This is a genomic window from Streptomyces sp. NPDC017940 (genome assembly GCF_044328435.1).
Classification (GTDB): Bacteria; Actinomycetota; Actinomycetes; order Streptomycetales; family Streptomycetaceae; genus Streptomyces.
Map to the genome: position 1 here is coordinate 1,217,988 of NZ_JBIRHJ010000001.1, position 14,394 is coordinate 1,232,381.

The 14,394-nt window shown below is 73.4% G+C and carries 9 protein-coding genes; 3 read left to right on the plus strand and 6 right to left on the minus strand.

The window, feature by feature from the left end:
- The first annotated feature begins 924 nt into the window (after nt 1–924).
- The gene (locus ACH4DX_RS05120) at nt 925–1,794 is read left to right on the plus strand and encodes a glycoside hydrolase family 6 protein (protein ID WP_398154018.1); all 870 of its coding nucleotides are present in this window, start codon (nt 925–927) and stop codon (nt 1,792–1,794) included.
- A gap of 75 nt (nt 1,795–1,869) precedes the next feature.
- On the opposite strand, the gene ACH4DX_RS05125 is transcribed toward ACH4DX_RS05120, so the two are convergent.
- From ACH4DX_RS05125 to ACH4DX_RS05140, 4 genes are all read right to left on the minus strand, one after another.
- Nucleotides 1,870–2,292: a RidA family protein gene (locus ACH4DX_RS05125; protein ID WP_398154183.1), complete on the minus strand. Its 423-nt coding sequence runs from the start codon at nt 2,290–2,292 to the stop codon at nt 1,870–1,872.
- Nucleotides 2,293–2,440: 148 nt separating this feature from the next.
- Nucleotides 2,441–3,451 (minus strand): hypothetical protein, encoded by a 1,011-nt coding sequence (locus tag ACH4DX_RS05130; protein WP_398117921.1) that lies wholly within the window; start codon nt 3,449–3,451, stop codon nt 2,441–2,443.
- Nucleotides 3,448–4,875: an MFS transporter gene (locus ACH4DX_RS05135; RefSeq protein WP_398154019.1), complete on the minus strand. Its 1,428-nt coding sequence runs from the start codon at nt 4,873–4,875 to the stop codon at nt 3,448–3,450. The genes ACH4DX_RS05130 and ACH4DX_RS05135 overlap by 4 nt, the downstream gene beginning before the upstream one ends.
- Before the next feature lie 21 nt (nt 4,876–4,896).
- Nucleotides 4,897–5,853, minus strand: coding sequence for a metallophosphoesterase family protein (locus tag ACH4DX_RS05140; protein WP_398154020.1), 957 nt, complete (start codon nt 5,851–5,853; stop codon nt 4,897–4,899).
- Between the two features lie 946 nt (nt 5,854–6,799).
- Here ACH4DX_RS05140 and ACH4DX_RS05145 point away from each other — a divergent pair.
- Both ACH4DX_RS05145 and ACH4DX_RS05150 read left to right on the plus strand, forming a co-directional pair.
- The gene (locus tag ACH4DX_RS05145) at nt 6,800–9,850 is read left to right on the plus strand and encodes an SNF2-related protein (protein ID WP_398154021.1); all 3,051 of its coding nucleotides are present in this window, start codon (nt 6,800–6,802) and stop codon (nt 9,848–9,850) included.
- Between the two features lie 701 nt (nt 9,851–10,551).
- On the plus strand, nt 10,552–11,778 hold the full coding sequence (locus ACH4DX_RS05150; protein ID WP_398154022.1) for an SWIM zinc finger family protein: 1,227 nt from the start codon (nt 10,552–10,554) through the stop codon (nt 11,776–11,778).
- Between the two features lie 40 nt (nt 11,779–11,818).
- Here the strand turns inward: ACH4DX_RS05150 and ACH4DX_RS05155 are convergent, their stop codons facing one another.
- A complete protein-coding gene (locus ACH4DX_RS05155; protein WP_398154023.1) occupies nt 11,819–13,699 on the minus strand; it encodes a DNA/RNA helicase domain-containing protein in 1,881 nt (626 codons plus the stop codon).
- A 183-nt stretch (nt 13,700–13,882) separates the two neighbouring features.
- Nucleotides 13,883–14,092, minus strand: coding sequence for a hypothetical protein (locus ACH4DX_RS05160; protein ID WP_398154024.1), 210 nt, complete (start codon nt 14,090–14,092; stop codon nt 13,883–13,885).
- Nucleotides 14,093–14,394: the final 302 nt, after the last annotated feature.

Consider the following 14,394-nt stretch of genomic DNA (forward strand, 5'->3'; position numbering starts at 1 on the left):
GGGTCCCCGGCGGCGGGCGCCCGGACTGCGGGTGCCCCGGCGGCGAGTGCCGTGTCCGCGGGCCTCCCGGCCGCAAGTGCTCCGACGACCGTAACCGCCCCGATCGCGAGCGCACCGGCGGCAGGCGCCCCGACGGTGCGTGCTCCGGCAGCAGGTCTGCTGACCCCAGGAGCCTCGACGGCGAGCGCCCCAGCGGCAGGTCTGCCGACCGCAGGTGCCGCGACGAAAAGCGCCCCGGCAGGCGCCCTGACGGCAGGCACCCCGTCCGCAGAGCCCCCGATGGCGAGCGCTCCGGCAGCAGGCCTGCCCACCGCAGGAGCCTCGACGGCGAGCGCCCCAGCGGCAGGCCTGCCGACCGCAGGCGCCGCGACGAAGAGCGCCCCGGCAGGCGCCCTGACGGCAGGCACCCCGTCCGCAGAGCCCCCGATGGCGAGCGCTCCAGCAGCAGGCCTGCCCACCGCAGGGGCCTCGACGGCGAGCGCCCCAGCGGCAGGCCTGCCGACCGCAGGCGCCGCGACGAAAAGCGCCCCGGCAGGCGCCCTGACGGCAGGCACCCCGTCCGCAGAGCCCCCGATGGAGAGCGCCCCGGCAGCAGGCCTGCCCACCACAGGAGCCCCCACCACAGGAGCCCCCACCACAGGAGCCCCCACCACAGGAGCCCCCACCACAGGAGCCCCCACCACAGGAGCCCCCACCGCAGGAGCCCCGACAGCAGGCGTCCCGACGGCGAGCGCCCCGACGGGCGCCTCGACGGAAGGCACCCCGGCGGCAAGCACCCCGTCCGCAACCACCCCGGCGCCAGGCACCCCGTCCACAACCACCCCAACGGCAACCACCCCCACCGCACACCCGCCCTCCGCAAGCCTCTCGACGCCAGGCGCAACCCCGGCCGTTACCGCCCCCACCCCCGTCGGGAAGTTCTGGGTGAACCCCGACACCCACGCCGCCCGTCAGGCCGTGGCCTGGCGGGCCGGTGGGCGGGTTTCCGATGCCTGGTTCATCGAGCGCATCGCGCGCCGTGCGCAGGCGGAGTGGTTGAACAAGGACGGCCCCGGCCCGGAGGCCCTGGTGCGGGCCCTCGTCGACAGGGCGGCCGCCGCGGGGCGGGTCCCCGTTCTCGTCGCCTACTTCATCCCGCACCGCGACTGCGGCGACTACTCGGCGGGCGGGGCCCGCGACGCCGCCCACTACCGCGCGTGGATCGACGCGTTCGCCAAGGGCCTCGGCACCCGTGCCGCGTACGTGATCGTCGAACCCGACGCCGTCGCACAGCAGATCGCGGGCTGCGAGGCCGCCGACGCCTCCGAGCGGTACGGGCTGCTCGCCCACGCCGTGGCCCGCCTCAAGCAGCAGCCCGGTGCCAAGGTGTACCTCGACGCGGGCAACGCGAGCTGGATCCCGCAGGAGGAACGCCTCGTCGAACCGCTGCGCCTGGCAGGCATCGCCAGGGCCGACGGATTCGCCCTCAACGTCTCCAACTACCGCACCACCAAGGAGAGCAGGGAGTACGGCCACCGCGTCGCGCGCGCCCTCGGCGGCGGCAAGCACTTCGTCGTCGACACCAGCCGCAACGGCAGCGGCGCCTACACCGGGGCGGACAAGCCCTGGTGCAACCCGCCGGGGCGCGCCCTCGGCATCCCGCCCACCACCCGCACCGGTGACCCCGCGGTCGACGCCTATCTGTGGGTCAAACGGCCCGGCGAGTCGGACGGCACCTGCCGCGGCGGACCCACGGCGGGGACCTGGTGGCCCGAGTACGCGCTCGGCCTGGCACACCGCGCCCGGAACACCTAGTCCCGGACGGCGTACGCCCCCCGCGTGCGCCACGGCCCCTCCGGCCGCGCCACCGCAGGGGCAGGGGGAGCCGGTTCAGCTCCGCGCCGCGGCCCGCTCCGGTACGACGGCCGTGGCGGTGATCTCCACGAGCTGGCCCGGGTAGCCGAGCACCGTCACACCGAGGAGCGTCGAGGTGTGCGGCTCGACGCTCAACAGCCCGGAGGCGCGCACCACGTCCCACACCTTGGAGAGCACCCCGGGCTCGGTACCGACCACGTACACCGTGCTCGCCACGACCCGCGTCGGATCGCTGCCGACGGCGCGCAACGCCTCGTCGAGATTCGCGACGACCTGCTGGGCCTGGCGGACCGGATCGCCCTCGCCGACGAGCTTCCCCTCGGCGTCGAGCGGGACGGAGCCGGCCATGAAGGCGAGCCGCGTACCGGCTTCGACGACGGCCGCGTGGGCGTAGCCGGGGGGCGGGAAGAGGGAGGGGACGACGGTGCGGTGGAACAGAGGGGCCGACGGCGGCACGGGAGGCGCTTCAGGTGGGGGCGATGCGGGCGGTGCGGGTGGCGTAGGTGGCTTCGGAGGTGTGGGGGGCGGGGGAGTGGGTGGCATGGGGGCATCGTGCGGGACGGGCGGGTGCGGGCGCATCCGGATTTCAGCGCACCGCCGCTGGTGAACTCGCCCCCCGGACACGGAGTTCGGGCCTGCCCGTGCCGTCGGCGCGTACCGTCCACACGTCCTGCTTGCGGGTGCTCCGCCCCTGCGGCAGTGCGTACGCCAGCGTGTCGTCGTCCAGCCACGCCGCCTGGTCGTCGACGCTGCGGCGCTCGGCGAGCGGGTGCTCGCGCATCGTCCGCAGGTCGAGGACGTACAGCCGCCACGGGTTCTTCGTACCGCCGCGGACGCGCTTCTTGAAGGCGAGGCGCGTGTTGTCGGGGGACAGGGACGGGCATTCGACGTTCTCGCGCAGGGCCCGCGCCCGCCACTGGCGCATGTCCCCCTGGACGAGGTGCGTGCGCCCCTTCGTCGAGACGGTGGCGTAGAAGCGGTTGTCGTCGCGGGCGAAGGTCACGCCCCAGTAGTTCACGTCGGGGGAGTGGTGGCGGCGCCCCTCGATGGTGAGGGGGATCTCCTCCATGTTCTTGACCAGGTAGCCGGTGCGGGTGTCCAGGATCGAGGTGCGGGTGGAGAAGGACGAGTCGCCGCCCGCGTAACTGTCGCCGGTGGTGAACATCGTCCACGACAGCATCCGCCCGGACGCCGAGACCCGCGCCCGGTTGGGGATGCCGGTGAGCGCGACGCGCCGCTTCTCGCGCAGCCGCCCGTCGAGGACCACGGCGTACGACTTCGGCGGGATGCCCGGGCGGCGCAGCAGGCACAGGGCGGTCCCCGCGGCGGCGTAGAAGCGCTCGCAGGACGGGCCGTCGGGGGTGCGCGGCCCGGCGCCGGACAGCGGCGCCCGGGCCACGCGGCCCGCGCCCCCCTGCGTCGAACGGAAGTAGAGGTGGCCGGGGTCGAGGGCGAACTCCGAACCGGAAGCGACCGGTTCGGCCTGCTGCACGGCACGCACCGTGTACGTGACGGCCACCGCGGCGAGCAGCGCGGCGGCCGCCACGACGGCGACGACACGCGTACGGGTGGAGGCCTCGGGCGGGGTGAGGGTCATGCGGTGCCTTCCGAGGGGGTGAGGGGCGTCGGCTCCGCTGCCGGGCGGAGCAGCAGGGCCGCGCCCGCGAGGGCGGCGACGAGAGCGAGGACCGCGCAGGTCAGGGCGGCCCCGATGCCCCACAGCGTCCATGCGGCGCCGAAGCCAGCGGCGGCGAGGAGCCTGCTGAGCGCCTGGCCCGTCTGGAGCACCGCCATGCCGCTCGCCCGCCGCTCCTCCGGGAGGCCGGGCGTCGCGAGGGCCATCAGGACGCCGTCGGTCGCGGCGTAGAAGACACCGAGCGCGAGCAGCACCCCGAGCAGGAGCGGACGGCCGTCGGTGGGCAGGAGCAGCAGGAGGTACGCGGCGAGCAGCGCGACGTGCCCCGCGAGGAAGGGACCCCGGCGCCCGAACCGGTCGGCGAGGCGCCCCACCGGTACGGCGAGCAGCAGATAGACCGCCGCGGTGCCGAGCGGGAGCAGCGGGAACCAGCTCCCCGCGAAGTCCAGGCGCCGTTGGAGCAGGAGGTACAGGAACGCGTCACCGATGGTCGCGGCCCCGAGGAGGGCCGCGGCGGCGCAGACGCGGCGGAAGGCGGGGACACGGAGGAGGGCGAGGGTGGCTCTGGGGGTGCGGGAGCGGGTGGCCTCAGGGCTGCCGCCCGTGCCGCCCGCACTGCCCGCGCCGCCCGCGCTGTCCGTGCTGTCTGCGCCGACCGCCCCCGCACCCCCCGCAGCTGAGGTGCGGCGACGTCCGGCGGAGAGCGTCAGTGCCGCTTCCCGCCCCGGTACGAAGGCCACCAGGAGCAGCACCCCGAACAGGCCGAAGCAGAAGCTGACGACGAACACCGCGTCGTACGCGTCCGCCGTCGCCCACAGCAGCGCGAACGCGACGAGCGGGCCGAGCAGCGCGCCCGTGGTGTCCATCGCCCGGTGCACGCCGAACGCCCGGCCGAGGCCGTCCGGCGGGCTGCTCAGCGAGATCAGCGCGTCCCGCGGCGCGGTCCGCACCCCCTTGCCGAGGCGGTCCGCCGCGATGGCCGCCCCGATCCCGGCCGTGGCGCCCCCCGCGAGCAGCAGCCCGAGCCGGGACAGGGCGGAGAGCAGATACCCCGAGCCCGCGACGAGCTTGTGCCGCCCGCCGCGGTCGGCCGCGTATCCGCCGAGGAGCCGTACGAACGCCGTGGCGCCGTTGTAGAGGCCGTCGAGGAAGCCGAAGGCCAGCGGGGACAGGCCGAGGCCGAGGACGAAGTAGAGCGGGAGCACGGCGGCGACCATCTCCGAGGAGATGTCGGTGACGAGGCTGACCGCGCCGAGGGCCAGGACGGGGCCGGTGACGCGCCCCGTGCCCGTGCCGGCCCTCCGCTGGGCATCGGCTTCGGCTTTGGTTTCGGCTTTGGCCTTGGTCCTGGCCGTGGCCACCGCGTCCGTGGTCGACAGATACATCTGCGCGAGCCCGGGGCCGGGTCAGCGGCAGTCGTAGGACGGACTGCTGTCCTTCGTGGACCCGTCCGTGCCGATGAGTTTCCAGGAGTAACCGGAGTCGGTGAAGTCGAGCCGCACGACGCCGTGGGTGTTGGTGATCCGCTTCTGGCTGTGCGGCTGGACTTCCTCGATCTTGTACGGGTTCGCGCCGCCGGTGCCCGCCAGCAGCTCCACCATGCCGTTGGCGTCGGCCTTGCCGTTCGCGTCCTGCGGGGCGAACCGCTCGTAGTGGTGGTCGTGGCCGCCGAGGACGAGTTCGGCACCGGCCTCGTCGAGGATCTTCCAGACCGGCTTGCCGACCGGGTTGTTGCCGTGCTCGCCGGAGGAGTACAGCGGGTGGTGCCAGTACGCGGCCACGCACTTCTTGCCGTTGGCGGCGAGGTCCTTCTTCAGCCAGTTGATCTGCGCGCTGTTGAAGCTGTTGGAGTCCAGGGCGATGAAGTGCCAGTTGCCCTGGTCGAAGCTGTAGTAGCTCTTGCCGTCCGGGTACGCGACGGACCCGAAGTACGACTTGTAGCCCTTGAGCGGGCCCGCCGGGTCGTACGTCTCGTGATTGCCGGGCACCGGACGGGTCTTGTTCTTGAAGGCGCCCCAGGTGGTCGCGTAGTACTTCTGGAAGTCCTTCAGGCGGGCGTCGTCGTACTGGTTGTCGCCCATCGTCAGCACGAACTGCGGGTTGATCTGCTGCACCAGCGCGGCGGTCTTCGGGTGCGCGCAGCGGCTGTCGCTCTTGGTGCACTGTTCAGCGATGTCTCCCGCGGCCACAGCGGTGAACGCGGCCCTGGGAGCCGGGGAGGCGTCCGCCTCGTCGGCGGGCGACCACAGGAGCACACCGCCGACGAGCGCGAGCGCCCCGGCCGCGGCGGCGGGTACGGCCCAACGGGCCTGGTGAGTGCGGGAGTTGGTGGGAATTTCACCGGTACGGGGGGTGCGCGACATGTCCGCCTCCTGGGCGTGGTGGGGGTGAGCGGTGGCCGTCTCAGGAATGGTGGCGAGAGGGCATGTGCCCGTCAAGGATGTGGACAGATAACTGTTAGGAAACTTTCCTTACGGGGGGTGGGTGCCTGGCGGGCCGCAGTCCGGCGGTGGTGCGGGCGGGCTCGCTTAAGGTGGCGGGAGGGGGTTGAGCGAAGACCGAGGGACGGATGAGGTGGTGGTGATGGCGGCGGTCGACGTCGACGCCCTCGCCGCGCTCGTCCGCCCCTGCGCCGCGGTCTTCCTTCCGGCCCATGTGCCCCGGGACGGCAGGATCGCGTGGTGGCGGCCGGATGGCGGGGAGTTGCCCCGGTTGCCGGGGGTGGGGGAGCTGTCCGGCGCCGCTTCGTCGACCGACGCGGAGGGTGCCGGGCCGGTGGACGGCGGCCCTTCGCGGGGCGGCGGCTCGTGGGTCCGGGGTGAGATCACCGTCGTACGCAGGCATGGCACGGGCGTACGGCGCCGTGTGGTGCCTGCGGTGTTTGCTTCGGTGAGGGACGGGGTTGGGGTGCTGTTGGCTGGGGGGCTCGGTGAGTCTGGGGAGTCTGGTGGGCTACGGGTGCTTGGTGGGGCCCGTGGGTCTGGTGGGCCCGGTGGGTTCGATGGGCTGGGTGCCCCTGCTGCGACTGGGGGGTCTGGTGAGCCTGGAGGGTCTGGTGGGGCACGGGTGCTCGGTGCGGCCCGTGGGTCTGGCGGTTTTGGTGGGTTGGGCGTCTCTGCTGCGACTGGAGAGCCTGGTAGGGCGGGTGGGTCTGGTGGGCCGGGCGTCCCCGCTGCGACTCAAGGGCATAGTGGGCCTGGTGGGACACGGGCGCTAGGGACAGCTCATGGGTCTGGTGGGCCCAGTGGGTTCGGTGGGCCGGACGCATCCACTGCCGCTGGTGGGCCTGGTGGGTCACGGGCGCTCGGTGTGGCCCGTGGGCCCGGTGGGCCCCATGCGCTGAGTGGGCCGGGCACGCCCGGTGGGCGCGGTTCCCCCGGCGGGCGCGGCGCCGCGTATGCCCTGCACCCCGCCACCGCGTGCTGGCGCGCAGCCGCCCTGCACGCCCTGCATCTGGCCGCCCGCGGCAAGCTCCTGCCCGGGCTCACCGGTGCGGACCTGGACGCGTGGCGGGCGGGGCCCCTGGGCGCCGACGACATCGCGCAGCTGCGGGCCATCGCCGCCGCCATGCCTGCCGACGCGCACGCCGTGCCGCTGCCGGGCAACCGCCCGCCGTTGCGGCTCCCCGAGCCGTATGCCCTGGTCAGGGCATTCGTCGACGCGGTCGTCGACACGCTGCCGCGCACCCCCGCGGCGGCGTACGCCGTCGGTGCGCCGTTCGCGGCGCGCGAGCCGCAGTCGCTGCCCGGCGCGCGGGCGTGGGCGGCGGAGGTGGCCGCGGGGCAGGACGTCGGGGTGCGGGTGTCCCTGCGGGTGGACCTGCGGGCGCAGGACCTGTTCGACGGGGAGCCGTGGGCTGTGGGGGAGACCGGGACGGCGGGGGAGGGTGAGACGGCCGGGGCCGCCGAGTCCTCCGGGGCCGCCAGGTCTGGCGGGCCTGCGGGGGCTGCCGGGGTGACCGGGCCTGCCGGGATGACGGGGCCTACCTGGGGGGCAGGGCTTGCCGGGGGAGCCGGGCCTGCCGTGGCGACGGGGCCTGGCGGGGTGACCGGGCCTGCCGGGGCCGGGGCGATCGGGCCTGCCGTGGCGACGGGGCCTGCCGTGGTGACCGGGCCTGCCGGGACGGGCAGGCACCCCGAGGCTGCCGGAGCCGCGGAGGCTGCCGGAGCGCCCGGCGCAGCCGCCGCCGTCCTCCAGGTGCACAGCCTCGCCGACCCCACCCTGGTCGTCGACGCCGCGCAACTCTGGTCGGGGGCCGAGCACTTCGGGCCGCGGGCCAAGGCGCACACCCTGCTCGCGGTGCGCCGCGCGGCACGCGTGTGGCCGCCGATCGGGCGCCTCCTCGACCGCCCGCGCCCCGACGTGCTCCCGCTGGCGGAGCAGGAGCTGTACGACCTCCTCGGCACCGCGGCGACCCGGCTCGGCGCGGCCGGGGTCGACGTCCACTGGCCGCGGGAGCTGGCACGTGAGCTCACCGCCACGGCCGTGGTGCGCCCCGCACCGGGCACCGCGGCGGACAACTTCGACTTCTTCAAGGCGGACCAGCTCCTGGAGTTCCGCTGGCAGGTGGCGCTCGGGACCGCCGGCGGCGCCGATCCCGCAGACCCCACCGACCCCGCAGACCCCACCGACCCCGCAGGCCTCACCCCCCTCACCGAGGCCGAGATGGACGCCCTTGCAGAGGCGCACCGCCCCCTCGTACGGCTGCGTGACCAGTGGGTCCTGGTCGACCCCGCCCTCGTACGCAAGGCCCGCAAACGCGACCTCGGCCTGCTCGACCCGGTGGACGCCCTGACGATCGCGCTCACCGGCACCGCGGAGGTGGACGGCGAACACGTCGCCGCCGTACCCACCGGCGCCCTGGCCGGGCTGCGCGAACGCCTCACCGCGGAACCGCGGCCCGTGCCGCAGCCGCCCGCGCTCCACGCGACCCTGCGCGACTACCAGCTGCGCGGGCTCGCCTGGCTGGACCGCATGACCGCCCTCGGCCTCGGCGGCTGCCTCGCCGACGACATGGGGCTCGGCAAGACGGTCACCCTGATCGCCCTGCACCTGCACCGGGCGCGCCCCGAACCGACCCTCGTCGTCTGCCCGACGTCGCTGCTCGGCAACTGGCAGCGGGAGATCGAACGCTTCGCACCGGACGTCCCCGTGCGCCGCTACCACGGCCCTGGCCGCAGCCTCGACGGCATCCCCGCCGGCGGCATCGTGCTCACCACGTACGGCACGATGCGCACCAGCGCGGCCGAACTGGCCGCGCACGACTGGGACCTCGTGGTCGCCGACGAGGCCCAGCACGTGAAGAACCCGTACGCGGCCACGGCGCGGGCCCTGCGCACCCTGCCTGCCGCGGCGCGGGTCGCGCTCACCGGCACGCCCGTGGAGAACAACCTCTCGGAGCTGTGGGCGCTGCTCGATTGGACGACACCGGGGCTGCTCGGGCCGTTGAAGGCGTTCCGGGCCCGGCACGCGCGGCTCGCGGAGACGGGCGGCACCGCCGAGAGCGACGAGGCGATGGCCCGCCTGTCCCGCATCGTCCGCCCCTTCCTGCTGCGCCGCCGCAAGTCAGATCCGGGCATCGCCCCCGAACTCCCCCCGAAGACGGAGACCGACCACCCCGTCCCGCTCACCCGTGAACAGGCCGCGCTCTACCAGGCGGTGGTGCGCGAGACGCTCGCACGCGTCGAGGCGGCGGACGGGATCGCGCGCCGCGGCCTGGTCATGAAGCTGCTGATGTCGCTGAAGCAGATCTGCAACCACCCCGCGCAGTACCTGAAGGAGGGCGCCGCCCGCCCGGACACCACCGGTTCCGGCTCCGGCTCCCGCTCCCGATCGGGCAAACTGGACCTCCTCGACGAGCTCCTCGACACGATCCTGGCCGAGGACGGTTCGGTGCTCGTCTTCACGCAGTACGTGGAGATGGCGAGGCTCCTCGAAGCGCACCTGGGCGCGCGTGGTGTGCCCGTCCAGCTTCTGCACGGCGGTACGCCGGTGGCGGCGCGGGAGGCGATGGTGGACCGCTTCCAGGCGGGCGAGGTGCCGGTCTTCCTGCTGTCCCTCAAGGCGGCGGGCACGGGCCTGAACCTCACCAGGGCGGGGCACGTCGTGCACTACGACCGCTGGTGGAACCCGGCGGTCGAGGACCAGGCGACGGACCGCGCGTACCGCATCGGCCAGACCCAGCCCGTCCAGGTCCACCGCTTCATCACCGAGGGCACGGTGGAGGACCGCATCGCCGAACTCCTCGCCGCCAAGCAGGCCCTCGCGGACGCGATCCTCGGCGACGGCGGCGAGACGGCCCTGACGGAACTCTCCGACGCGGAACTGGCGGACCTGGTGACCTTGCGGAGGACACGGTGAGCGGGGGCGCCGGGCTTGGAGGCCGTGTTCCCTCGGCCGGGGGTGGCACCCCCCTCGGGGGCGTGGGGAACTGCGCGGCCGGCCACAGCGAACCCGCGGACGCGTCTGCGTGCTCGCTCGGCAGATGCGTCTGCGGCATGTCCTGGGCCGAGCGCGCAGTTCCCCGCGCCCCTGAGGAGGGTGGCAGCAGGCTGGTCGGGGGTGCTCCGGGCGGTGGTGGCGGGGTTGCGAGTGGTGGCGGCAGTGCCGTCGGTGGTGGCCGGGTTCCGGGCGATGGCGCCCAGGCCCCGGGCGCCAGTGGTGGCCGTGCCCCGAGCAGTGGTGGCGGCGGGGCCCCGGGCGGCGGTGGCCGGGTTCCGGGCGGGAGCGCCCAGGCCCCGGGCGGCAGCGATGGCCAGGTTCCAAGGGGCGGCGGCAGTGCCCTGAACGGCGGTGGCCGGGTTCCGGGCGGTGGCGCCCAGGCCCCCGGCGGCAGCGGTGGTGGCCAGGCCCCGGGCGCCAGTGGTGGCCGCGCCCCGAGCGGTGGTGGCGGCGAGGCCCCGGGCAGCGTTGGCCGAGCCCTCAGCCGTGGCAGGGGGAGCGCGCGCGGCAGTGATGGCGGCGCGGCCCCGGGCGTCGGTGGCCGGGCCCCCAGCCGTGGCAGGGGAAGCGCGCGCGGCAGTGGTGGTGGGGGCCGTGCGCGGGTCTTCCCGCCGTTTCCCGTGCGCACCGACCCCGAGGCACCCTTCGCGTCGACCTGGTGGGGCGACGCGTGGATCGCCGCGCTGGAGGAGTCCGCTCTGGACCCGGCACGCCTGGCACGCGGGCGTGCGTACGCGCGTGCGGGGCACGTCGACACCATCACCGTCGAGCCGGGGCGCATCGTCGCCTACGTACACGGCAGCCGCCCCCGCCCCTACCGTGCCGAACTCCGCATGCGCACCCTCACCCCCGAGGACTGGGACCGCTTCCTCGACGCGGCCGCCGCGGACCCCGGGCACCTCGTGTCCCTGCTGGCCAGGGACATGCCGCACGCCCTCGCAGCCACCGCCGACCGAACCGGCGCCCGGCTCCTGCCCGGCCGCGGCGACCTGATCTCCTCCTGCACCTGCCCCGACCGCGGCCACCCCTGCAAACACGCGGCGGCCCTCACCTACCAGACGGCCCGCATCCTGGACGCCGACCCCTTCGCCCTGCTCCTCCTCAGGGGAGGCGAGGAGCGGCACATTCTGGACGAGCTGTCCCACCGCAACGCCCGCGCGGCGACCCAGGACACCCCTCGCGCTCCGGGCGGCCCGGAGAGCCCCGCAGCCGAACCCCCGCCGCTCCCCGGCGTCCTCGCCCGCGAAGCCCTGGCCTCGGACGCCCGTCCGCCGCTCCCGCCCCCGCTGCCACCCCCGGCCCGCCCGGGCGAAGCCCCCCTCCTGCCCTCCGCCCCGGGCGCCCCGGACCCCGCGGCCCTGGAGTTCCTCGCCACGGACACCGCCGCCCGGGCCCACGCCCACCTGACCAAGGGCACGCCGCCCTACACGGACCCCGACCCCTGGAGGGACGCGATCCGGCTCGCGGCATCCCACCCCGGCCTGTCGGGCCGGCGCACCTTCAGCCGCCGGTTCGCCGAGCTGGCACACGCGGTGGGCCACACCCCCACCGCCCTCTCCCGCGCGGCGGCCGCCTGGCGCCAGGGCGACGAGGAGGGCCTCGCGGTCCTGGAATCCGCCTGGGACCCACCGGCGGGACCGTTCGACCGGGCCCGGGGAGCTCTGGCAGCGGCGGGCCTGCCCCGCATGACGATCGACCGCAACCGCCTCACGGACACCGCAGGATCGGTGCAACTCCGCTTCGGGCGGGACGGACGTTGGTACCGGTACGTGAGTGATGCGGGCCGCGACGACTGGTGGCCCGAAGGACAACCCGACATGGACCCGCTGGTGGCGCTGGCAGGATAGGGACGCTCTCCGGTGCTCGCGTCGCGGTGCACCTCGTCGATCAGCCGGACAGGGCGACAGCTTCCGACGTCCTCACCAGTTCCCGGAGCTTCTGCCGCGTCTCGGCGTCCGTCGAGTAGAGGATGGTGCCCACCATGCCCCGGGTCAGCAGAACCTTGTACGTGTTGAGGATCAGCTGATCCACAAGGGTGCCCGGAGTGGACTTCTTGAACGCCGGATCCTTGGAAGCCGAGCGCTCGATATTCCAACTACCATTCCGCCACAGCAGATCGGGCCCGATGATGACACCGCTCCAGTCGTACTCAAAGCCCTGTGCCGTGTACACGCAGCCGACCTGACCGAAGCCCGCAGGGTCCGTGGCCCAGAGGGCGGCAGGCGGGGCGCCGGCCACTCCCCGATCGCCATAGACGTTCCAGGGCCGCGCCCAGTCACCGATCACCACGTCCGCGGGCAGATCGAACCCTGGCTTGTACTTCGTGGTCCACTTCCAGCAGTAACCGGCGGACATGCGCGCGCTGTAACCCTGGTCGCGCCGCGTCTGCAGGAAGTCCTCCATCTCCTGCGGCGTGTCAGCGACCCGTAGCTGCATCCTGCCATCGGGTGTCCAAGGGATGGCGCCCCCTCCCTGCAACCCGAGGAGTCGTACCACCCACCGCAGGTAGGCGTCGCTCCCGCCGTTCCTGAACTGGCTGTCCAGGGAGACGAACTGGCAGCCGAGGCCCTTCTTCGCCGCGGCGGCCTGGATCTCCTCCACACGTCCCATCTCGCCGGGGCGTACGACCTGGTACTCGTCCAGGAGGAAGACGGGCACTCTTGCGGCGTCGATCAGCTCCTCCACCTGTGGTTTGTTCGTCCGGTGCTCCGCGCGCGTGTAGCGGTTCGCCGAGGTGTGCCGGATGCGATGTGCCTCGTCGCAGATCAGGACGTCCAGCCCATTGCGTTCGGCAGTGATGAAGCTGTTGAAGTACTTGAACAGATCCTGCACTTCGCGCTTCCGGGCTCCCGCGACCTTCCTCATCGTCTTCGTGAAGGACGCGGACCCGGTCGCGTGCAGGGCGGTGCGCCCTTGCCGGTACAGCTCGCCGAGCAGCGACAGGGCGATGACGCTCTTTCCGGTGCCGGGGCCGCCGGTGATCACGACGACTTCCTTGTGGTCGGCGCGCACGGCCCGGTTGACGCTGCGCATGACCAGTTCGTAGGCGACGCGCTGTTCGTCCAACAGGACGAACTGCTCCCGATCACGGATCTCCTGCGCGGCTACGGTGATCAACTGCCTGGAGGGGCGTACCTTCCCGGCGAGCAATTCGTCGGCGGCGACGCTTCCGGATGTGGGCGCCAGCAGGGACTTCAGATACTCGGCGAGGTGGCCGCGACGCTCTTCGCTGAAGAGCTGCGCCCTTTCGTTCTGCTCCACGGCAGACAGGCCGGCGATGCCGAACTCCGTGGCGTTGTGCAAGTAGGCGACACCCCGCACACGCTCCTGGTGCTCGGCCACGGCGCCGTTGAACGAGACCAGGTAGTCGCAGTAGCCGCGGACCTGCTCGATGGGGTTGAGAACAGGGCGGGAGTAGGCGTCCACGCGACACAGCAGCGCATCGTCCTCGTCGGGCTCCGCCTGGGACCACTGCTTCAACTCGACGACCACGTAGGACGGTTCACCGGTCTTCGGGTGTACGCCTGCGAGTATGGCGTCGGCGCGCTTGCTGGTGAGGGGAAGCTGGTACTCGAAGAGGACGTGTACGTCGCTGAGTCCGGCTTCCATCAGGACGTTGAGGAGAGCGGGGAGGCTTCTCTCCCACGACTTGGCCTCGGATGCGCCGGGGCGGTGGCCGTGATCGTTGGCGAAGTTCTCGGTCAACCGCAGGAAGAGATCCTTGCTGTGGACCTGGGCGAGGGCCGCGGCAGCGGATTCACGAAGCAAGGCGGGCTCCCGGGCAGCACGAGGCGAGTCGTGCGGGTGAGGGCATGTCCTGCGGGGGAAGCCCGGTGGGCCGCATCTGTGATTCGCAGCAGCCTATATCGGTGTACATCGGTCTCCATGACCGGGGCGAGGGGCGGTCCGGTCCGCTTTCCAGCGGCTTGCCGCCCCTCGCCGCGCGGCGGTCTACATCCGGTTCCGGCGGAGCAGCGGCAGGGGCATGTGGTGCAAGGGGGCGCCGGCCTCATTGACGATCTTGGCGCGGTCGACTGAGCGGCTGCCTCGCAGCGCCCTCTTCGCGATCCTGTGGGTAGTGAGGCAGGCGATGGCGAAGCACGCGATCACGGTGAAGGACACAGCGATGATCGCGACGATGGTCGTCTCTGGGGTTTGCACAAAGCACCTTCGAGGAAGAGGCGCCGGGAAATCAATGAGAAAACGATTCACCTTAGCCCGGCGCGACGGTCACTGGAGGAGTGAGGGCCGGGTCAGGCGGCGGGCCGACGGGTGTGACGGTCGGCTTGGGGCCTGTTTTCTTCCGGGAAGGTGCGGGACTCGAACGAGTCGGATGCGCAGTCGCGCCGAGCGGACATACGTGTCTCCTGATGCAGGGTGGAGGCGTTCCTGAAGCGGACGCCTGGCGGGCCGTGCATAGCGGGGAAGATATTAGCACGCTGAGTGCGATCTATGGCCAATGA

What these genes read in the sequence shown, in the direction of transcription:
- ACH4DX_RS05130 (WP_398117921.1), bottom strand. Translation starts at nt 3,451, where the DNA reads ATGACCCTCACCCCGCCCGAGGCCTCCACCCGTACGCGTGTCGTCGCC.
- ACH4DX_RS05140 (WP_398154020.1), bottom strand. Translation starts at nt 5,853, where the DNA reads ATGTCGCGCACCCCCCGTACCGGTGAAATTCCCACCAACTCCCGCACT.
- ACH4DX_RS05135 (WP_398154019.1), bottom strand. Translation starts at nt 4,875, where the DNA reads ATGTATCTGTCGACCACGGACGCGGTGGCCACGGCCAGGACCAAGGCC.